Below are 22,160 nucleotides of genomic sequence, written 5' to 3' on the forward strand. Positions count from 1 at the left end.
GGCCTTATGTATATAAATCACCCAAAACAGCTGATCTTGCAGAGAAAATCAGTGTTTTAGATATTATTTTGATGATTTTTAGCGCCATCTTTATCAATTTTTCTGCGATTAACAGCAGGATTTATTATAAATTCTCAATGCCGCTAAGTGCCTTATTTAATCGGTCAGTGCAATAGAACGTACAATTTTTTTCACTGCCGATAATAAAATGTCTAATTCCTGTGCATCAATAATATAGGGAGGCATGATATACACCAGTTTCCCAAACGGACGAATCCAGATACCCAGTGTCAGACACTGCTGCTGAATCTCTGCCATATCCACGGACTGACGCATTTCGACCACACCGATCGCACCCAGTACCCGCACATCCGCCACCTGTGGCAAAGCAGCAAGTTCACTTAAGGAAGATTGAATCTGCGCCTGAATCTGCATGATTTTGCCTTGCCAGTCCTGTGCCCGTAAGACCTGAATCGACTTTAACGCCACTGCACATGCCAGTGGATTGGCCATAAAGGTCGGACCATGCATAAATGCGCCAGGTACACCCTGACTAATGGTTTCAGCTACATGATCAGTGGTTAGTGTGGCAGATAATGTCATATAACCACCAGTTAAGGCTTTACCGATGCACATGATATCTGCTTCGATACCGGCATGTTCACAGGCAAACATTTTACCGGTACGACCAAAACCGGTCGCGATTTCATCCAGAATAAGTAAAACCTGATACCGTTTGCACAGCGCAGCCACTTGCCGTAAATATTCGGGATGATACATACGCATACCACCAGCACCCTGTACAATCGGCTCAACAATAAACGCAGCAATAGACTGATGATGCTGTTTAAGAATCTGTTCTACGGGTTCAATATCCTGTGGCAGCCATTCACCATCAAAACGCGATTGCGGCGCTGGGACAAAAAAGCGTTGTGGCAAGCTACTCCCAAAAATATGATGCATGCCTGTGACAGGATCGCACACCGACATCGCATTCCATGTATCGCCATGATAGCCAGAGCGTGTGGTAATAAAATTGGTTTTCTTATTTTTGTCTGGTGTAAATCCATTGTTTGTTGAACTGTTCTTTGCTGACCCTGATTTTGATGACCAAAACTGCACTGCCATTTTTAAGGCCACTTCAACAGCAACCGATCCTGAATCGGCATAAAAAATCTTGCTCAGATGTTGCGGCACAATCTCCAATAATTGCTTGCCTAAATCAATTGCAGGTTGATGCGTCAGACCACCAAACATGACATGCGCCATAGATTTTAATTGATGCTCAATTGCCTGATTTAACTGCGGATGATTATAGCCATGAATCACACACCACCACGACGACATCCCATCTATCAGGCGTTCACCGCTATCTAGTTCAAGATATACACCCTGTGCAGACTTGACTTTAAACGTCGGTAAAGGGTCAATCATGGAAGTATAAGGATGCCAAAGATGCTGATGGTCAAAAGGGTCGTGCATAATAAATCGATCAAAAACAGAATCGCGATAGTTTTACATATTTAAGCCCGCAGTCCTATGGCAAAATGACCTGTTGTATCTCAACGAATAATTTTTATAATTTGAGAAATTATTTCTGCTATGATGAGAATAATTCCGATTTAAACCTATGGTTCCAACAATGATAAAAAATATATGTTGTGCAATTTCAATCGCCGTGCTGTCAATAACGACCAGTTCCAGTTTCGCCGAAAACTCCCTTCTTAAACCCAGTCAGGAAGGGCAGAAACAATGGGTGGGACAACTCGCGCCGGCCTTCAAATTACAGGATCAAAACCAGAAATGGCATGAACTAAAAGACTATAAAGGCAAATGGGTGGTTTTATACTTTTATCCTAAGGATAATTCGCCAGGTTGTACCCAAGAAGCCAAACAATTTAAAGAACTTTATCCGCAATTTTTAAAATCCAATGCAGTGGTATTAGGCGCAAGTTTGGATGATGTCAAATCTCATCAGGTATTTTCTGAAAAATTGGGTCTACCCTTTCCCATTCTTGCAGATTCAGATCACCAGCTCGCAGAAAAACTCGGTATCGTCCGAAATCTGGGGATTGCCAAAGTTGCCAAACGTGAAAGTTTCTTAATCGATCCGCAAGGTGTGGTGGTTTATCATTATAGTAGTGTTAATACCCAGACTCATGCTGATGAAGTACTGAAAGATATTCAAAAATTACAGAAAAAGTAAAAATACACAGCAAAGAAAAAGGTCGGCAATTGCCGACCTTTTCATCTCATCACGATTACATTTGTGACTGAATATAGTTTTGTAAACCAACTTTCTCAATCAAGCCTAACTGTTTTTCCAGCCAGTACGTATGATCTTCTTCGGTATCAGACAATTGCTGACGCAGCATATCACGGCTAATAAAATCGCCATTTTCTTCACACAATTTAATGCCTTTTGCCAGTTTTTCACGCACGTGATATTCAAGGGCAAGGTCTGCTTTTAAACAGGACACGACATCTGTACCGACATTAATGTCTTCACGATTCATATTCGGTGTACCTTCAAGAAATAATACACGACGAATAATCGCATCGGCATGTGCAGCTTCTTCCTGCATTTCATGATCAATACGTTCGTAAATTTTTGGTAAACCCCAGTCTTCATACATACGGGAATGGATCAAATATTGATCGCGAGCAGCCAGTTCGCCACCGATCAACATATTAAGATAGTCTATGACTGCTGGATTGCCTTTCATAATATTGCTCCTCAATTTTCAAGTATTATGCACTATTCGATGATAATTTAAAAGCCAAAAATGTATTTAAATGTTTGATTTATAATAATTAAAAATGAGAAACAAACGCATTTACACTTTATCTCCATGTTGTATTTAAATACTATCTTTTCGTTAAGCTGTTGAATTTATATTCAATAATATGCGTTCTGAAGAGCGAATTTTTTCAATCCTTTCCTCGGCTTTAGCACTATTTACAAATATTAGCATCTCAAATTCAATATTCCTTGTCAGACGACAGTTTCCTACGCACAATAGAAACCATGATCAATATTTTAGTTTGTATTATTTCTTGTTGCTTTCTCGATTAAAAAGGAAATTCAAATATGACAATTGTGGATCAATCCAAGCCTATTCTGGTCACAGGTGCAACAGGCTATGTCGCAGGATGGATCATTGCCAATCTGTTAAATCAGGGCTATACCATCCATGCCACAGTGCGTAATCCCGAAAATAGAAAAAGTATTGAACACTTAATTGATATTGCTGCGCGATCTTCAGGTGCTATTCATTTTTTTAAGGCCAATTTACTACAGCCACAAGATTTTGATGCAGCCATGCACGGCTGTGAAATTGTCATTCATACTGCTTCGCCTTTTGTGGTGAGCAATTATAAAGATGCGGTAAAAGATATTATTGAGCCGGCAATTCAGGGGACCAAAAATGTTCTGGAATCGGCAAACCGGACAGAAAGCGTCAAGCGAGTTGTATTAACCTCAAGTATTGCGGCAACTTATGGTGATGCCATCGAAATTTTAGGCAAAACCAATCATTGTTTTGATGAAAATGACTGGAATAACACGAGCAATAAAGACCACCAGCCTTATCCTTATTCCAAAGTTGCAGCTGAACGTGAAGCCTGGAAAATGCAATCAGAACAAAGTCGATGGAATCTGGTTTGTATTAACCCTGCACTGGTGATGGGACCCTCTTTAACTGCCAATACACAATCAGGTAGTGTTGAGGTTTTACAGCAGTTTGGTGATGGCACGACACTGGCAGGTGTACCGCCAATGTGGAATGGTATTGTTGATGTTCGAGATGTGGCCGATGCCCATATTGCCGCCGCATTTACACCGGATGCCCGTGGCCGTTATATCATCAGCGGTGGTACATTAAGCCTGTTAGAAATGGGGAAAATCTTAAAATCTCATTTTGGTGGTCGCTATCCGTTTCCACGTTTTGAAGTACCTAAAGCATTATTTACCTTGGTTGCGCCTTTGTTTGGATTAACTCGGCAATTTGTCAAACTGAATATGGGCTATCCTATTTATTTTAATAACAAACGTAGTATCGATGAGTTAGGGATTCAGTATCGTGATATTCATCAAAGTGTGATTGAGCATTTTCAGCAATTAATTGATGATGGTATTGTGAAAAAACGCTAATTCTTTTTCCCTTTCCAATACAAATACAGCGATGCCTTGGCGCTCGCTGTATCGTTTCAACATTTATTTTAAACTTTATTCTATCGATAAAAATCCTCAAACAAATAATGGTCAAACGGATAACCTGCACATTCTCTTCATCATTCAAGGAATTTAACAATACTTTGCCTACATTTTTATTTTGTAAGTTAAATTATGATTAACAAAACTTGATCTATTCTTTTAACGTTTTTATCGGGGCATAGAATGACGCACGCAAAAAAATCCCTCTTGATGCTCAGTTTACTGGGTAGCGGTTTATTCACTGGCTGTAATACCACTTCACTCCAGCAAAGTTCTAATCTATCTTCCTCTACTGTAAGCAAATACTCTCTTGATTTTAATCCACAAAATTATAGTGTCCAGTCTGTTGAAGTTGATGGAAAAAAGATTGCTGTCCGTGCTTATGAAAATATTGTGTATGTTGCAAACCCTGTAGATACCGATTATCAAATCATGAACATTTATATTCCCGAAGATTATTTTCATGATAAAAGTATCGGGGCATATAATGCGGCAACTGCACCGATCTTTTTTCCTAATCAGGTCGGTGGCTATATGCCTGGCAAACCTGCAACACTCAATGGCCGTGGTGGAATGGGCGGTGGCATGCCACCAATGTCCTCTCGCGACAACACAGCAGGCCAGACCAATACACAAACAAATAGATCAGGTTCACAGACAAATAGTGTTGCAACCGCATTATCACGAGGTTATATCGTCGCTTCGGCAGGCGCTCGTGGACGTACTACACAAAATGCTCAGGGCATCTATACAGGTAAGGCGCCCGCTGCCATTGTAGATCTTAAGGCAGCGGTCAGTTATTTACATTTTAATGATGCCCGTATGCCGGGCGATGCCAATAAAATCATTTCAAATGGAACCAGTGCAGGTGGTGCATTATCTGCGTTACTGGGTGCTACCGGAGATCATCCGGAATATCGTCCATATCTCACAGCATTGGGTGCAGCACCTGCATCAAATGCCATTTTTGCAGTATCGGCCTATTGTCCAATCAGTAATCTGGATCATGCCGACAGTGCCTATGAATGGCAATTTAAAGGAATCAATACCTATAAAAATATTAAAATGTCCATGCTGGACTATAATGTCCAACGTCAAACAAGCGATGGCACACTTACTTCCGACCAGATTCAATATTCACAGCTCTTGGCACAGACTTTTCCTGCTTATCTCAATGGTCTAAAACTACATGATACACATCAGCAATTATTACAACTAGATACACAGGGTGAAGGTAGCTTCAAAAATTACGTCAAACAATTTGTAATTAATTCTGCCCAAAAAGCACTGGCTCAAGGTACCGATCTATCCGTTTTTAGCTGGTTAACAGTTAAGGATGGTAAAGTCGTTGATCTTGATTTCGATCAATATCTGCATTATCTGGGACGTATGAAAACACCGGGTGCATTTGATGGTAGAGATTTAAGTACAGGTGAAAATCAGTTGTTTGGTACAGAAAAAATTGATAAACAGCATTTTACTGATTTTGCACAAACACATAATAATGCTGCCAATGCGACCCAGGCAGATGCCCAAATAGTAAAACTAATGAATCCTAATCCTTATATTGGTCTGGCACAATCCAATACAGCCAGTCATTGGCGTATCCGTCATGGCAGTAAAGACAGTGATACATCACTTGCTATACCGGTAATTTTGGCGACGCTACTGGAAAATAAAGGTTATGACGTAGATTTTGCTCTGGCATGGGATAAACCACACAGTGGAGATTACGACTTAACCGAATTATTTAGCTGGATGGATCAGATTAGCCAACAAACTTCTAAAAAATAATAATGATTGATCATCAGAGGATAAAATATTTGTCCTCTGATCATTTATAACGTGACAATACATTAACGAAAACTATTTTTCAGTGCTTCCAGCTGAACTTGTGCCTGTTTCAATTCATCATAGTATCTTTCCAGCTCACGAGATTTGGAAATACGATCCTGCATCAGTTTTTCTTTTTTGGCTTTATCGTCTTCTTTAATCAATTGATCATCCAGACGATCAATATCCTGTTTGGTATATTTGATACTTTGCTGGGTTTGATAATAATTGGAAGCCACCTGATGATAGGGTTTTACCTTGGTATAATTCGGCTCAGGACAGGCACTAATACTGCCACTACCCGTTAAAGATAAATTAAAAATATTTTCTGGCTGACAATATTGTTGAATACTTTGGGCATATGCTTGCTGATATTGCTGAATTTTTGTAGCAGAAATATTCACCCCTTGTTTGCTACAACTGTCTTGACGTGATTCAGCACGACTCGTATATCCTTTTAAGGCATCCTGTGAACCCAACGCTGCCCAATTGGCTGTTTGACACTCACTGGCCGTCATGGTCTGACAGGCCGATAAAAGCAATGGACTGATCAAAAGCAATATAGTTTTTTTCATATATGTTCCCCTATTGATATTGTGCGATAAATTGTAAAAATTGATCTTCATTCATTACGGTTATACCCAGTTTTTCTGCTTTGTCGAGTTTACTACCTGCTTTTTCTCCAGCCACCACACATTTGGTTTTGGAAGACACACTACCGCTGACACGAGCCCCTAAAGCCTGTAAACGTTGCGTCGCTTCATCACGCCCCATACTTGCCAGTGTACCGGTTACCACCCAGCTTTCACCATTTAACGGTTGACGGGTCGGTGCCTGCGGTGCTTCCCAGTGAATCCCAGCTTCCCTCAAGCGTTGGATGACTTCCAGATTATGTTCGGCGTGAAAAAAGTCATAAATCCATTCGGCAGTAATGTCACCGACATCTGGTGTTTTCTTTAATTGTTCCAGATCGGCAGCCATTAATGCGTCTAGTGATTGAAATGTATTGGCCAGCATTTTTGCTGTGGTTTCACCTACCCCGCGAATCCCCAAAGCATAAATAAAACGGTGTAATTGGGTTTCCTTACTCTGCTCAATGGCATTAAGTAAATTCTGCACCGATTTTTCACCCATTTTTTCAATGGTCAAAAGCTGTGCCTGATGCTGATGTAACTGGTAAATATCAGCCACATTTCCCAATAAATTCAGATGTAATAATGATTCTACCCAGCGATCACCCAGACCTTCAATATCCATTGCCTTACGTGCAACAAAATGCCGAATCGCCTCAATACGTTGTGCCGAACAATATAAGCCACCGGAACAACGCGCCAACGCTTCCCCTTCCGGCATAACCACAGGCGAATCACAGACCGGACAGGTTGCAGGTAATTGCACCATTGCACTGTGTTCGGGACGAAATTCCGGCCAGACTTTTTCAACTTTTGGAATGACGTCACCAGTACGATAAACACTGACAGTATCCCCAATACGCACGTCCAGACGATGAATTTCACCGATATTATGCAAAGTTACATTGGACACCGTTACCCCACCGACAAATACCGGTTTTAAACGTGCTACAGGCGTAACAATACCGGTACGCCCCACTTGCCATTCAATATTTTCCACAATGGTTAAGGCAGCCTGTGCAGGGAATTTATAGGCAGTTGCCCAGCGTGGTTCGCGACTTAAAAAACCCAGTTGTTTTTGTTGTTGTAAACTATCAACCTTGATCACCATACCATCAATTTCAACCGATAAACTGGCACGTTCTTGCATGATGTCCTGATAACATTGCTCCACTTCTTCAATGCTATCCACTAGCCATTGTCGTTCGGCAATTTCAAAACCAAGGCGAGTCAACCAATGCAAACTTTCTGACATGGAATTTAAACCATGATGTGGCTGACATTGGGCAATGCCATAGGCATAGAATGCCAGTGGTCGACTGGCTGCAATTTTCGGATCAAGCTGACGTAGACTACCTGCTGCGGCATTTCTTGGATTAGCAAAAGTTTTTTCACCTTTTTCCTCGGCAAGTCGGTTGAGTTTTTCAAAACCTGATTTGGGCATTAATACTTCGCCACGTACTTCCAGTAATTCCGGTACTGCCACACCTGCACCAAATAAATGTAAAGGCAGGTTACGAATGGTTTTGACATTCTGGGTAATATCTTCACCCGTTTCACCATCACCACGAGTCACGCCTCGCACCAAAACCCCATGTTCATACAGTAAAGAAATCGCCAAACCGTCCAATTTTAATTCAACATCATATTGTACTTTTTGATTGGGTAAACGTTCTTGCACCCGCTTATCAAATGCTTCCAGTTCCTGAAAATTAAATACATTACCTAGCGATAACATCGGTACAGTATGAATCACCGTGGTAAATTTTGTCAGTGCTTCACCACCTACTTTTTGTGTCGGCGAATCACTCTGAACCCATTCTGGATATTGTTCTTCTAAATGTTTAAGCTGATGAAACAATTGATCATATTCGGCATCACTAATGCTCGGATTGTCCATGACATAGTAAGCATGGTTATGTTTGGCCAAGATTTGAATGAGTTGACGCATTTGCGCCACGACGTGTTCTTGCTTCATCAATCCAACAATCCAGTTTTTAGTTATGCGTATTTAAACATATTGTTCATAAAAAATTAATTTACATCATAAAAATTAAATTAACCGTAATGAGATGGATCAAAGTGACTATCAATGCAAATAAGAATGAAATACTCAACTTACTTTTGATAGAAATCGAAGATTGTATATGTCTAAAAATTATTATATTTATAGAAATAAATAAAAATATAAAATACAATTTTACTGAATGCTTCTCAAAATAACCTAAAAACAATGAAAATATTACATAAAATCCAAATCCTCCAACGATAGAAAAAATAATATTTTTATTTGAGATATTAATTTCGACATTCAGATATTTATTAATTAAACTCTTAATAACTCTGCAAATACACACTAAATAAAGAATATATATAAAAAGGAATCCTATTGATATCAATGCAATTAAACCAAAAGGAGGAGCAACGGTCATATTCAGATCTCTATCTTAAATAAATATTTAAAAAAAAGCCTCACGACGAGGCTTCTTATTTTACCGGTTATTTATCAGCTTTTGGCTTTAACCCTTGAGTCAAACCATTAATATCACCACCCTGTAAACCCAGTTCATTCATTAAACTATCAATTAACGGGGCTTGAGAACGATAACGCAACGCACTATTTACCACCTGATCGGATAATGATGCATTGTTATTGCCAATTTCACTATTTTCAGCCGATGCTGTCGTTCCGGCAAAACCATTTAAACCATTGACCTGTAAAATTTTGATGTCATCAATATTTTCCATCGGTTTAACACTTTCACGAATAATGTCAGGTAAATGTTTGAGCAATGCCAGACGTACCTGCATTTCCACCTGTTCGGCAGACAAGACATTGGCTGCTTCATTGACTGCCCGTGTCCCTTCGGCATCTACCTGATATTGTTTCTCCAATGCTTGTGCTAACAAGACTTTGGCATCAGCTTCACCTTTGGCGTTTAAGCGTACTTTTTCTGCTTCGGCTTCGGCAGCAATACGCACTGCTTCGGCTTCATCGGCTGCTGCTTTTTTACCGGCATCGGCAGCCACAGTAATCGCAATCGCATCTTTTTCCGCAGATTGTTTCGCTGCTACCAGTTCAACCGCTTTTTGTCGTTCTGCCCGTTGTGTTTCCCGTACAGTAATCACTTCTTCTTCGGCTTTAACGGCTTCGGCACGGGCTTTATCTGCCTGAGCTTTGGCTTCCGATTCGGCACGGGACTTTTCCGCAATGGCAATGGCACGGTCCTGCTCAGCCAATTCAATGGTTTTTTTCTGCTCTACCGTCGCACGTTCAATTGCCTGTGATTTTTGAATATTTTCATTTTCCACATCACGGGCTGCGGCAATGCGTCTTAACTCGACCTCACGTTCAGCAGCAATGCGGGCTTCCTCTGCCTCACGTTTTTTAGCTGATTCCTGTGAAGCGATTTCTGCCATTTGTTCGGCTTTACGAATCGCCACTTCACGTTCTTGCTGCATTTTTGCATATTCTTCTTCACGAGAAATTTGCAAACGTGCTTGTTCTGCTTCAAGGTTTTTAGCACGAATGGCAAGATCGGCATCCTGCTCGATGTCATTACGTTTTTTACGACGATCTTCGATGGTTTCAGTCAGTTTAGTTAAACCTTCGGCATCAAACGCATTTTGTGGATTAAAAAATTTGAAACTAGTTTGATCCAAACCGGTGAGAGATACTGTTTCCAATTCCAGACCATTTTTGGATAAATCTTCAGACACCACTTGTTGAACTTTTTGTACAAAATCCACCCGTTTTTCGTGTAATTCTTCCATTGCCATTTCCGCAGCAACAGCACGTAAAGAATCGACAAATTTCCCTTCGACCAGATCTTTTAATTCCTGTGGTGACATGGTTTTTTGCCCCAATGTCTGTGCTGCGGTCGCAATAGATTCTGCGGTCGGTTTCACCCGCACATAGAATTCTGCCATCACATCAACCCGCATACGATCACGGGTAATCAATGCCTGATCGGCAGCACGGCGTACTTCCAGACGCAAAGTATTCATATTAACAGGAATAATTTCATGCAAAATCGGCAGAACCAATGCCCCCCCGTTTAAAATCACTTTTTCGCCGCCAAAACCTGTACGAACAAAAGATACTTCCTTACTCGAACGACGATATAGTCGTGCCAGAATCACCCCAAGAATAATCAGTCCAAGTAATATCGCACCAGCCAAAATCAATATTTCAATCATTTGCTATAATCCCAATTCAACATTGTTGTTAAAATTTTGCAATCCTTATACCGGATTAAACCTGATCCTTTAAGATTGCTTTAAAAATTGTGTTGTGTTTCGATACCAATAAAATTTCATGGCCCTGTTTAAGCACCTGATCCTGATCCGGTTCGACCATAATATAATGTGTTTGTCCAAACTGGTCTTTTAGTTTGGCCTGTGCAGGATAACCCTGACGTGCTTCACCAATCACGATTTGCGCGACAGAACCGATCAATTCGTCACTATAAATGGCAGTGGTAAAATCTTTCGGTAAGATGCGATAAAGTCCCATCGAGACATAACGTACGATCGGCAACACCAGAAAAAATACCACGATACCAGCCAACCATGCCACTAAATATTGGTTAAAAATCACCAGCCAAATATGCTGTAAAATAAGCCCAGCAACACCATATGAGGCTAAAAACACCACCAGCCACATCAATACTGGTACACGACCAATATAGAGCCAAGTCAAAAACTGTACAAAAGCACCAGTGGAGGTGGCATCAAGATGAATGTCGGGTATGGCATGATCAGCCAGACTTTCAGGTAAAAGTTGATCTAGCCAGTCGCTAATACCGCCCACAAATAAATTAATAATTTCAAGAATGCCTAACATCAGCATGATGGTTAAGGCAACGGAAAACCAGAGATTTGCAGGTTGTGTAATGAATTCCCACATCAGAGGCCCTCTTTATAAATGAACTATAGTATTCATTAAATTGTTATAAATAAATGTAATAAAATCAAAATTCTAAAAACAACATTAATGATTTATTTTAAGTTATTTTATAACACAAATCATTCTCAATAACTAGGCTTTGTTGGGATTTAGAATTGATTTGGCAATATAAAGCCAATGCAAGTTTAATCGGGAAAACCATAACAAGCAGTGGCTTTGGAGGAAGAATAAGGCGCCTTTTATAATAGGAAAATGATCATTTTAATTATTTTTATCGTTAAAAAATGAATGGATTTTTTTAATATTACTCACGATCACCTTGGTCATACCCATAGGCAGCGTTAAATTCAATATGCTGTAAAATTTCATCGAGGGATTGGATCAAAACCACTTGATCATCTTCCTGATCATGAAATCCTTCCAGCATCAATGCGTGCATGCCTGCCCGACGGGCACCAAAAATATCATTCACCGGATGATCACCAATAAACAGGCATTGTTGCGGTAAAACCTGTAAATTATTTGCAACATATTGAAAAATTTCAGGTGATGGTTTTTTAATGCCAACAGATTCCGAACTAACAATCATATCAAAATAATGTTGTATGCCTAAACCTTCGATAATTTTAAGCCGTGTGGCATGACCGCCATTAGAAACAATTGCCAGTTTAAAACCCTGTGATTTTAATTGTTGTAAGACCTGCTCTGCACCAGCCATTAATACCGCACACAAGCCAAATTGAGTAAACCACAATTCAGCCAACTCATCTAAATCCGGTTTTCGTTGCCAATGCAATTCCTGAATTAAAGCATACGCAACCGAATGACCAATGGTTTTATGGGTTAATAACTCAACGTCGGGATAACCGCCTTGATCTATACGATGAATAATTTTTTCGATCACATCAATATCAATCTGTACCAAGTCGGTCTGATAAACCTGAGAAAAATATTCACTAAAGCGCCGGATACTTTTCCCCCGATGAGTCAAGGTATTATCCAGATCAAATAATATGGCACGTAACTGGTGTTTAAGCATTGTTTTGGCTCAGTGTATCCGGTCAAAGAGATATTTTACAATCTGTTGCCCATCGTAAAAAATTGATTAAAGCTGTTGAGCGCTAAAGGTATCACACTGATTGATATCGCCCGACTGATAGCCACGCTCAAACCAACGCTGGCGCTGTGCACTGGTCCCGTGGGTAAAGCTGTCTGGTACAACTGCACCTCGTGCTTTACGTTGCAAATAATCATCGCCAATTTTCTCTGCGGCATCCATGGCTTCGGCAATATCACCCTGTTCTAAGAACTGGGTACGTTGCTGGTTATGATTCGCCCAGAGTCCGGCAAAACAATCGGCCTGTAATTCCTGACGCACAGAAAGTTGATTGCCCTGTGCCTGACTAGCACTGGCACGTGCCTGATTGACCTGTTGAGAAATACCCAATAAGGTTTGTACATGATGGCCCACTTCATGTGCAATCACATAAGCCAAAGCAAAATCCCCAGCCTGATCGTTACGGGAAAGCTCCGAACTATTCTTATCGCCAGTAATCCCCATCTGGCTACGCATTTCTTTAAAAAATGAAGTGTCGATATATACTTTCTGATCTGCCGGGCAATAAAACGGCCCCATGGCAGATTGTCCTGTGCCACAACCTGTAGGCGTTGCATTATTGTATAAAACCAAACCGGGATTTACATATGTTTCGCCATGTTGCTTAAAGATATCCGCCCAAGTATCTTCAGTATCGGCTAAAATAGTTGCCACAAATTGTCTGGCTTCCTGTTGTTCCGCAGTTTCATTTTCAGGGGCTGTCTGTGATTGACTGCTGGTCTGCTGTGTCACTTGCTGCGTGGCCTGATAAGCCTGTTGTGGATCGACACCAAAGAATTTCCAGGCCACAAAAGCGACCACCAGTCCAATGATACTAATGCCACCACCGACTTTTGCACCGCCACCACCGCGACGATCCTCAATATTGTTACTTTCCCGACGACCTTTCCAGCGCATACCGACACCTTATCTACACAGTTAATGTGATTGTTGTTTTTTAGAAAAAACTTTTGTCAACAAACCAACAACGATTACAACAATTAATCCCGCAATTGCCCCAATGGCAAAATTAATCAGCGTAGGCGTAAATGCCCCAACAATACTTCCTACCGCTGGCAAATGCTCGGAATAATCCACTGCATCTTCTGTCATATGATGTAAAAAAGGTACAGCGTGACTAATAATACCACCACCAACCAAAAACATGGCAATCGTGCCGACAATTGACAGAGTTTTCATCAAAATTGGCGCAAAGCCTAACAACCCACGACCAAAAGCCGCCTGCATACCCTGTTTGGTTTCATTCAGATAAAGACCGATATCATCAATTTTAACAATCAATGCCACCAGCCCATAAACCCCGATCGTCATAATAATTGCAATCAAGGACAATACACTGAGTTTGGTCAGAAAAGGCGCTGTAATCGAAAGGGTTCCCAAGGTAATCACGACAATTTCAGCAGATAAAATAAAATCTGTACGCACGGCACCTTTTACTTTTTCTTTTTCAAATTGCTTTAATGAGGCTTCATCATGGACCAGTTGTTGCTGCGCGACTTGGACATCCTGCTTTGCCTGTGGATTCTTTTTATGCTGGATAGTATGAATAATTTTTTCCATGCCTTCATAACACAAAAACAATCCACCGATCACCAGTAAAGGATTAATTAAAGCGGGTGCAATCCAGCTAATAAATAAAGCCAATGGCACCAGAATCAACTTATTCACAAATGAGCCTTTTGCGACACTCCAGACAATTGGCAATTCACGTTCGGCTCGGACACCACTGACCTGTTGTGCATTAAGCGCCAGATCATCGCCCAATACCCCTGCGGTTTTTTTGGCAGCCATTTTACTCATCACGGCAATGTCATCCAGCACCGTTGCAATATCATCCAACAACAGCAATAAACTACTTGCCATAATCTTATATCCTGATTGTATTTGTCGTTATTGTAATTTCAAAAATGAGGCAGCAGATAGCTTTTTTGTCAATAAATACATTCTTTTGGTATGTTAATCTGCATCATAACGCCCCTGATGAATGATCACGGCATTCCGTGGTGGAGGTGGTGCAGTATAGAGTGGATATTGTGGCAAATATTCTGTGGTTTTTTTATAGGTTCCACCATAAGGTAAATAAACTTCCTCACTACTCTGATAATGATACTGCGATTGAGGAGCAATATAGACCTGAACATTCGGTGTAACTACAGCAACTTGAGGCCGCTGTGAAGGCAAAGGGTGTCTGGGCGGATAAGAATAGATTGGTACCTGATTGGGATACCGATCATCAGGTACGGCATAATAAGGTTGGGCAGCTGTTTTTTTCGGTTCGTTATAAACCGATTTATAAGTCACAGGTGCACTTAAGGCAATACCAGCTAGCGATAGTAATACGACAGTTAGTATGATTCTTTTCATTATTCTATCCTTATTTTGACCATTGGCTCCCTCTAAAGTGTAACCCAATCCATAATTTTTGCCATTTTTACTTTTGTTGCGTAAGAATAACTAGGCTTTCTAGTCAACTCTAATTACAATGCCAACATATTTATTATATATCGAAAACGGGAGTCGTCATGAATCAAGCTGTAGAACGTCCAATCATTTTAACGGGAGATCGTCCAACCGGACAATTACACCTGGGACACTTTGCAGGTTCATTACGTACTCGTGTCGGATTACAGGATTCACATCAACAATATTTATTACTGGCAGATACACAGGCATTGACCGACAATGCCGATAATCCCGAAAAAGTACAACGTAATATTATCGAGGTTGCACTGGATTATCTCGCAGTCGGAATTGATCCCAATAAAACCACCATTTGTATTCAGTCCTGCTTACCAGCCCTGTTTGAGCTGACCAGCTACTATATGAATTTTGTCACGGTTGCCCGTCTGGAACGTAACCCAACCATCAAATCCGAAATTCAAATGCGTGGTTTTGAACGGGATATTCCTGCCGGATTCCTTTGTTATCCGGTTTCCCAAGCCGCAGACATCACTGCCTTTAAAGCCACCATCGTTCCTGTCGGCGAAGACCAGATTCCGATGATTGAGCAAACCAATGAAGTGGTGCGCCGTGTTAATCGTCAGATTGGTCAAAACATTTTGCCTGAATGTCAGGCACTGTTATCGAATGTTGGGCGCTTACCCGGCTTTGATGGCAAAGCTAAAATGTCCAAATCTTTAGGCAATACCATTGTGTTAAATGCAACAGATAAAGACATCAAAAAAGCAGTCAATGCCATGTATACCGATCCCAACCATTTACGCATCGAAGATCCGGGTCAGGTTGAAGGCAATGTGGTATTTACCTATCTGGATGCATTTGATCCGAATAAAGAAGAAGTTGCAGAATTAAAAGCCCATTATCGTCGTGGTGGCTTGGGTGATGGTACAGTGAAAAAACGTCTAGAAGCAGTACTGAAAGAATTGATCGAACCTATTCGTGAACGTCGCAATGAACTGGCCCAAGATCCGACCTATGTCATGGATGTCCTACGTGATGGTACCGATAAATGCCGCCAGATTACCCAGCAAACACTGGATGAAGTGAAAGCAGGTTTAGGGTTGTTTCGGTTTTAATGTTGCAATGCGTTAATTACGTAACAGAACAGGTAGTTTAATCACAATAATTACCTGTTTTAACATTCGATTACGTGTTTACCAAAGTAATATTTTAAGTCATACCACATAATGCTTTTAACAAGTTAAGCAAAGACTTAATTTATACCCCAAGCAAGTTATTATGGCGCAATGATCACCCCAATCATTGCGTTTTTTTTATGCTGAATTCTAAGGATCGGGTTTCTTTCTTTGCATCACATATGTTTAAACGCATTGACAGAACAAATATACACGTCGCAATTAAGCCAAAATTTATTTATAACAACAGCAACAAATCCTAGAAATGAACAAAGCCTAACTTAGCCAAAACGAATGCTCTACGTATAATGCGATTCAAAACAAGAATAGAGACTGTACAATGATGATTCGGTCAACAATTTATTGCTTTTTTAATAGAAAATTTAACTAATGAATAAAGCCTTTGAGATAGTAACACCACCTCAAAGGCCATAAACTTAACTCTTATTTTTAGTATATACGTCGATCAATACTGCACCAAGTAATACCAATCCTTTAATTACTTGCTGATAATCAACACCAATCCCCAAGATCGACATGCCATTGTTCATTACCCCCATGATAAATGCACCAATCACTACAGCAAAAACTTTGCCTACACCACCGGATGCAGAAGCACCGCCAATAAAACATGCAGCAATTACATCTAATTCAAAACCGTAACCACCAGATGGTGTGGCACTATTCAAACGAGCAGCAAACAGCAGTCCGGCAAATGCAGCCAAAATACCCATATTCACAAAGGAAAAGAAAATAACACGTTCGGTATTGATCCCTGAGAGCTTGGCTGCTTTTGCATTACCACCAACTGCATAAATACGGCGGCCTATCGTTGTCCTATTCATGATAAAGGTATAGAAGGCAACCAAAATACCCATAATAATCAATACAGTTGGCATACCACGAGAAGATGCTAACAAATAAGAGAACACGATAATAATAGCACTCAGTATCAAGTTCTTTAATATAAAAAACACCTTTGAACTATTATCAATACCATGCAGTACTGCTTGTTTACGCTGACGTAATTCGATCACAAAAAAAGCCACACTGACGACAATACCTAATAAAAGTGAAGTCAAATGTAAGCCTTCAATACCAAAGAAATCAGGAATAAACCCTGTACTAATAATGGTGAAACCATCTTCAAATGGTCCAACCGATTGCCCATCAAGAGAAATCAGTGTTAATCCCCTAAACACCAACATCCCTGCCAAAGTCACAATAAATGATGGCACTGCCCAATATGCTACCCAATATCCTTGAATCGCACCTATTACAGCGCCAGCAAGAATACATAAAATCATGGCTGGGATGAAAGACATCTCATGGGTCACCATTAAAGTGGCAGCCAAAGCCCCGGTAAATCCAACCACAGAACCAACAGAAAGGTCAATTTGTCCACATACAATCACCATCAGCATACCAAGTGCCATAATGACAATATAACCATTTTGTAATATTAAATTTGTCAGGTTTAACGGTTGTAATAAAACATTATTTGTAGCAACCTGAAAAAAAGCCACAATAAGAATAAGGGCACATAACAGTCCATATTCTCGTAGTCCATGTGCCAGTAGATTTGAGTTAAATTTTTTGCTTCTAGAGCGACTCGCAGGATTGGAAATGTCCATATTGCTCATTTTAGTTCCCTCCATTTTTCATAATAGATCGCATAATGGCTTCCTGACTGGCATCTTTTGCCAGAAACTCCCCAACAATCTTTCCTTCATTCATGACGTAGATCCGATCACACATCCCGAGTAGCTCTGGCATCTCCGAAGAGATCATGACAATACATTTACCCTCTTGTGCTACCTGATCAATGATCGTATAAATTTCGTACTTTGCACCCACATCAACACCACGTGTAGGTTCATCCAGAATGAGAACATCCGGTGCAGTAAATAACCATTTGCTAATCACAACTTTCTGCTGATTGCCACCTGACAAATTACCCGTATGTTGCTCTACATCCGCACTTCTAATTCGCAGCTTATTGCGAAATTCTTTTGCAATATTGCTCTCTTGATGTTCATTCACTACCGAATGCTTGGAAATACCTGCCAAATTGGCTAAAGAGGTATTTTTTTTAATACTTTCATCAAGTAATAACCCATAACCTTTTCTATCCTCAGTGACATAGGCCAAACCACTATGAATTGCCTTTCGGACAGTTGATACATCGACGATCTGGTTATGAATGGAAACAGTGCCACGGATATTTTTGCCATAGGATTTACCAAAAATACTCATTGCCAGCTCAGTTCGGCCTGAACCCATAAGCCCGGCAATTCCAACAATTTCACCCTTGGCCGCGTAAATATTGATGCCTTTGATGACTTCACGTGTCGCATGATTGGGATGATCGACTTGCCAATCTTTAACTTCAAATAAAACTTCGCCAATCTTTGGGGTACGTTTCGGATAACGGTCTTCCATTGCACGACCAACCATCGCTTTAATAATCCGGTCTTCACTGACTTCTTCTTCTCGACAATTCAAATAATCGACGGAAGCACCATCACGTATAATCGTAATACTATCGGCAACTCTGGATATTTCATTAAGCTTATGCGAGATAATGATTGATGTAACACCTTGCGACTTCAGCTCTAATAACAGCGTGAGCAAGCGGTCGCTATCATTGTCATTCAAACTGGCTGTTGGTTCATCCAGAATCAACAGTTTGACTTCTTTTGATAATGCTTTTGCAATTTCAACCAGTTGTTGTTTACCTACACCAAGATCGGCGATTAAAGTATCAGGCGAGTCAGATAAACCAACCTTGGCAAGAACTTGTTTGGTTTTCTTATAAGAACTATTCCAGTCAATCACCCCTGCTCTGGATTGTTCATTTCCAAGAAATATATTTTCGGTAATAGATAGCATTGGTACAAGAGCAAGCTCCTGATGAATAATGATTATTCCCTTTTGTTCACTGTCATGAATATTAGAAAATTTTTGCTCTTGACCCTGATATAAAATTTGCCCCTCAAAAGAACCATGGGGGTAAACTCCACTCAAAACTTTCATTAATGTCGATTTACCAGCACCATTTTCACCACAAATTGCGTGGATTTCTCCCGTTTTGACCACCATGTCGACATGGCTTAGTGCCTGAACATGTCCAAAACACTTTTGAATGCCACGCATTTCAAGTATTGTTTCCATACAGTAACCCTCTGCTGATCAGTGCTCTGACCAGCATTTATCCATCTTAAGCGCCGTGATTGCTTTGTGAAGAACCTTTGGTCAATGATGACCAAGTCACTTATTTCAGTTGAGTTGCTTTATAATACCCAGATGTTACAAGTACCGCATTCCAGTTACTTTTATCGACTAGAACTGGTTTGACTAAATATGTGGCGACGATCTTGGAGCCATTGTTATAAGATTTAGTATCATTTACAGGAACAGGTTTATTTTTAATAATCGCATCGACCATTTCAGCTGCGGCTTTAGCCAATAAACGTGTATCTTTAAAGACAGTAGATGTCTGATCTCCACGGATAATGGCTTTGATATTGGCAATCTGCGCATCCTGACCTGTGATTACCGGCATGGGTTGATTCGGTCTGCCATAACCTACGCCTTTGAGAGAGGAAATAATACCCGTTGCAAGATTATCGTTCGGGGCTAAAACAGCATTCAAACGAGCACTACCATAAAAAGCACTCAGCAGATTATCCATACGTGCCTGTGCTGTAGCACCTTCCCAACGTAAGGTTGCTACTTTGGCAAGTGCGGTTTGCTTACTGCGTACCACAAGTTTGCCGTTTGCAATATATGGATTCAGAACCGACATCGCACCTGCATTGAACATATGGGCATTATTATCATCAAGAGACCCCGCAAAAAGTTCAATATTAAATGGACCTTTACCCGCATCTAGTCCCAGTTTTTTTACGATAGAAGTGCCCTGAAGTACACCCACATGAAAATTATCAAAAGTTGCATAATAATCAACATCTTTAGTTTTCATAATCAATTTGTCATATGAAATTACTGTAATGCCTCTTTGCTTGGCCTTACGCAATACATTCGATACGGTTGTCCCATCCACCGGACTCACAATCAGTACTTTAACACCGGCGGTGATCATGTTTTCAATCTGAGAAATTTGTGTTGGCACATCATAGGTTGAATATTGTAAATCGGTCTTATAGCCCTTGGCTTTTAAGTTAGTAACGATATTATTACCATCCATGATCCAGCGCGCTTCTGTTTTCGTCGGCAAGGCAATACCTATAAGCTCGCCTGCGGCATAACTACAGTTTGCAAATGCTGCCAAGACAATCGCAGCGACAGATGTGGTTAGCGTTCTATACATTTTCATTGTAAATTTCCTTTAGCTTTAAGCGTAATTCGCATATCTAGATACTTTTGAACTCCATTCAAAATAGATATGACTGCTACAAAAATTGATTGTCTCGCGTGCCCGAGCGGACTTTTAATGCCGTTCTCCTTTCTTTTTACAACGTTCCTGTCGTATTTGTCCGTTCATCGGTATTTATCCAATAATCAATTACTGGGTATGATTCTTATTTCATTGACTTGGAGTATAGGAGCATCAAAATTGGAAAAAAATGTCAAAATAGAAAATGTCTTTTGCAATATCTGAAAAAATAAAAATTTGTCTTTTGGCAATAAAAATGTTAAAGCCGCAAACATTGTTAATTTCAAAAATGAAAAAGTGTTTTTAAAAATAGCTGTTTTTTTTCAAAATCCGCTTGTATACCCTAATCATCAACAAGGATATTTGCATGATTACCTATTTTCTAAAAGGACGTAAGAAATGTTAAAAGTTGCTATTTTAGGCGCAGGACGTATTGCCCAAATTCATTCTAAAAGTGCTTTTTTAAATTCCCAATGTGAACTCAAACTGATTGCTGACCCATGGAAAGAAGGTGTAGACAAGCTTGCCAATGAACTGCATTGTGAAGCTTGCTATGACTATTATGAAGCGATTGACCGGGATGATGTTGATGCGATTGTCATCGCAACGGCAACAGATTTACATATTGATTTAATGCTACATGCAGTAAAACGTAAAAAGCCTGTTTTATGTGAAAAGCCTATCGATTTGGATTTCCAACGCTCGATCACTGCGGTAAAAGAGATTCAAAGTCATGATGGTAAAGTCATGTTAGCCTTTAATCGTCGCTTTGATGAGGACACCATCGCAATTAAGGAAGCGATTTTAAATAACGAAATTGGAGAAATTCGTCAGGTCATCATTACCAGCCGTGATCCTGGCATGCAGCCCGTTGAATATTTAAAAACCTCGGGTGGTATCTTCAAGGATATGACCATCCACGATTTCGATACTGCACGTTATATTCTCGGTGAAGAACCCATTGAAATTTTTGCTACAGCAAGTCGATTAGTTGATGAAGAACTTGCCAGCATTAATGATTATGATACTTGCAGTATCACGTTGAAAACCCAATCTGGAAAACAATGTATCATCAATAACTGTCGTGAGGCGGTTTACGGCTATGATCAGCGTATTGAAGTTTTAGGTTCTCAAGGTCTGTTAAAAACCCAAAACCATCGCCCCACTACCCTTAAAAAATATACACTGGATTTCACAGGTGCGCAAAAACCATTATTAAATTTCTTTTTGCAACGCTATATCAGTTCATACCGCAAGGAATTTGATGTCTTTGTATCGTGCCTTGTCGAAGGTAATGAATTTCCAACCAACTTGTTTGATGGCTTACAAGCCCTTTATTTAGCAGTATGTGCTATCGCCTCTACCGAGAGTAACAAGGCGATTGCCGTCAATCCCGAAGGTCCCAAAGAATCACTTACAGATGACATCGGATTATTTCTCTTATAAGAGATTAATCCC

18 protein-coding genes are annotated in these 22,160 nt (G+C 40.3%); 5 read left to right on the plus strand and 13 right to left on the minus strand.

Translation table 11 applies throughout. The annotated features are described in order from the left end of the window. Positions 1 to 156: 156 nt before the first annotated feature. Positions 157 to 1,482 (minus strand): adenosylmethionine--8-amino-7-oxononanoate transaminase, encoded by a 1,326-nt coding sequence (gene bioA / locus CAP51_RS14730; RefSeq protein ID WP_087621518.1) that lies wholly within the window; start codon positions 1,480 to 1,482, stop codon positions 157 to 159. Positions 1,483 to 1,642: 160 nt separating this feature from the next. On the opposite strand from bioA, the gene CAP51_RS14735 reads away from it, so the two are divergent. After that, a complete protein-coding gene (locus CAP51_RS14735) occupies positions 1,643 to 2,206 on the plus strand; it encodes a peroxiredoxin (RefSeq protein ID WP_087621519.1) in 564 nt (187 codons plus the stop codon). Between the two features lie 55 nt (positions 2,207 to 2,261). Here the strand turns inward: CAP51_RS14735 and ftn are convergent, their stop codons facing one another. Further along, positions 2,262 to 2,726, minus strand: a complete 465-nt coding sequence (gene ftn, locus CAP51_RS14740) for a heteropolymeric bacterioferritin subunit Ftn (RefSeq protein WP_087621520.1) — start codon at positions 2,724 to 2,726, stop codon at positions 2,262 to 2,264. A 374-nt stretch (positions 2,727 to 3,100) separates the two neighbouring features. Between ftn and CAP51_RS14745 the strand changes: the two genes are divergently transcribed. Then, positions 3,101 to 4,153, plus strand: a complete 1,053-nt coding sequence (locus tag CAP51_RS14745; RefSeq protein ID WP_087621662.1) for an SDR family oxidoreductase — start codon at positions 3,101 to 3,103, stop codon at positions 4,151 to 4,153. A gap of 246 nt (positions 4,154 to 4,399) precedes the next feature. After that, entirely contained in the window at positions 4,400 to 6,010 is a 1,611-nt protein-coding gene (locus CAP51_RS14750) for a subtype B tannase (protein ID WP_087621521.1), read from the plus strand. 62 nt (positions 6,011 to 6,072) lie between these two features. Here CAP51_RS14750 and CAP51_RS14755 read toward each other — a convergent pair whose 3' ends face one another. From CAP51_RS14755 to CAP51_RS14790, 8 genes are all read right to left on the minus strand, one after another. After that, positions 6,073 to 6,624: a DUF2799 domain-containing protein gene (locus CAP51_RS14755; protein WP_171294804.1), complete on the minus strand. Its 552-nt coding sequence runs from the start codon at positions 6,622 to 6,624 to the stop codon at positions 6,073 to 6,075. A 10-nt stretch (positions 6,625 to 6,634) separates the two neighbouring features. Further along, positions 6,635 to 8,659, minus strand: coding sequence for an NAD-dependent DNA ligase LigA (ligA, locus tag CAP51_RS14760; protein ID WP_087621523.1), 2,025 nt, complete (start codon positions 8,657 to 8,659; stop codon positions 6,635 to 6,637). A 521-nt stretch (positions 8,660 to 9,180) separates the two neighbouring features. Further along, on the minus strand, positions 9,181 to 10,881 hold the full coding sequence (locus CAP51_RS14765) for a flotillin family protein (RefSeq protein ID WP_087621524.1): 1,701 nt from the start codon (positions 10,879 to 10,881) through the stop codon (positions 9,181 to 9,183). Between the two features lie 55 nt (positions 10,882 to 10,936). After that, positions 10,937 to 11,590: a YqiJ family protein gene (locus CAP51_RS14770; protein ID WP_087621525.1), complete on the minus strand. Its 654-nt coding sequence runs from the start codon at positions 11,588 to 11,590 to the stop codon at positions 10,937 to 10,939. A 304-nt stretch (positions 11,591 to 11,894) separates the two neighbouring features. Next, positions 11,895 to 12,629 (minus strand): HAD family hydrolase, encoded by a 735-nt coding sequence (locus CAP51_RS14775; RefSeq protein WP_087621526.1) that lies wholly within the window; start codon positions 12,627 to 12,629, stop codon positions 11,895 to 11,897. A 66-nt stretch (positions 12,630 to 12,695) separates the two neighbouring features. Beyond that, entirely contained in the window at positions 12,696 to 13,604 is a 909-nt protein-coding gene (gene ypfJ / locus CAP51_RS14780) for a KPN_02809 family neutral zinc metallopeptidase (RefSeq protein ID WP_087621527.1), read from the minus strand. A gap of 21 nt (positions 13,605 to 13,625) precedes the next feature. After that, positions 13,626 to 14,570 (minus strand): DUF808 domain-containing protein, encoded by a 945-nt coding sequence (locus CAP51_RS14785; RefSeq protein WP_087621528.1) that lies wholly within the window; start codon positions 14,568 to 14,570, stop codon positions 13,626 to 13,628. Positions 14,571 to 14,663: 93 nt separating this feature from the next. Further along, on the minus strand, positions 14,664 to 15,071 hold the full coding sequence (locus CAP51_RS14790; RefSeq protein ID WP_087621529.1) for a hypothetical protein: 408 nt from the start codon (positions 15,069 to 15,071) through the stop codon (positions 14,664 to 14,666). A gap of 158 nt (positions 15,072 to 15,229) precedes the next feature. Between CAP51_RS14790 and trpS the strand changes: the two genes are divergently transcribed. Beyond that, positions 15,230 to 16,243 carry a tryptophan--tRNA ligase gene (gene trpS / locus CAP51_RS14795; RefSeq protein ID WP_087621530.1) on the plus strand — a complete coding sequence of 338 codons (1,014 nt, stop codon included), beginning with the start codon at positions 15,230 to 15,232 and terminating at the stop codon, positions 16,241 to 16,243. Positions 16,244 to 16,740: 497 nt separating this feature from the next. Here the strand turns inward: trpS and mmsB are convergent, their stop codons facing one another. From mmsB to chvE, 3 genes are all read right to left on the minus strand, one after another. Continuing rightward, on the minus strand, positions 16,741 to 17,946 hold the full coding sequence (gene mmsB / locus CAP51_RS14800; protein ID WP_171294805.1) for a multiple monosaccharide ABC transporter permease: 1,206 nt from the start codon (positions 17,944 to 17,946) through the stop codon (positions 16,741 to 16,743). A gap of 1 nt (position 17,947) precedes the next feature. Further along, positions 17,948 to 19,477, minus strand: a complete 1,530-nt coding sequence (mmsA, locus tag CAP51_RS14805) for a multiple monosaccharide ABC transporter ATP-binding protein (RefSeq protein WP_087621531.1) — start codon at positions 19,475 to 19,477, stop codon at positions 17,948 to 17,950. 100 nt (positions 19,478 to 19,577) lie between these two features. Further along, a complete protein-coding gene (gene chvE / locus CAP51_RS14810; protein WP_087621532.1) occupies positions 19,578 to 20,642 on the minus strand; it encodes a multiple monosaccharide ABC transporter substrate-binding protein in 1,065 nt (354 codons plus the stop codon). Between the two features lie 459 nt (positions 20,643 to 21,101). Between chvE and iolG the strand changes: the two genes are divergently transcribed. After that, entirely contained in the window at positions 21,102 to 22,148 is a 1,047-nt protein-coding gene (gene iolG, locus CAP51_RS14815) for an inositol 2-dehydrogenase (RefSeq protein WP_087621533.1), read from the plus strand. Positions 22,149 to 22,160: the final 12 nt, after the last annotated feature.

The sequence above is a fragment of the Acinetobacter populi genome (assembly GCF_002174125.1).
Taxonomy (GTDB): Bacteria; Pseudomonadota; Gammaproteobacteria; order Pseudomonadales; family Moraxellaceae; genus Acinetobacter; species Acinetobacter populi.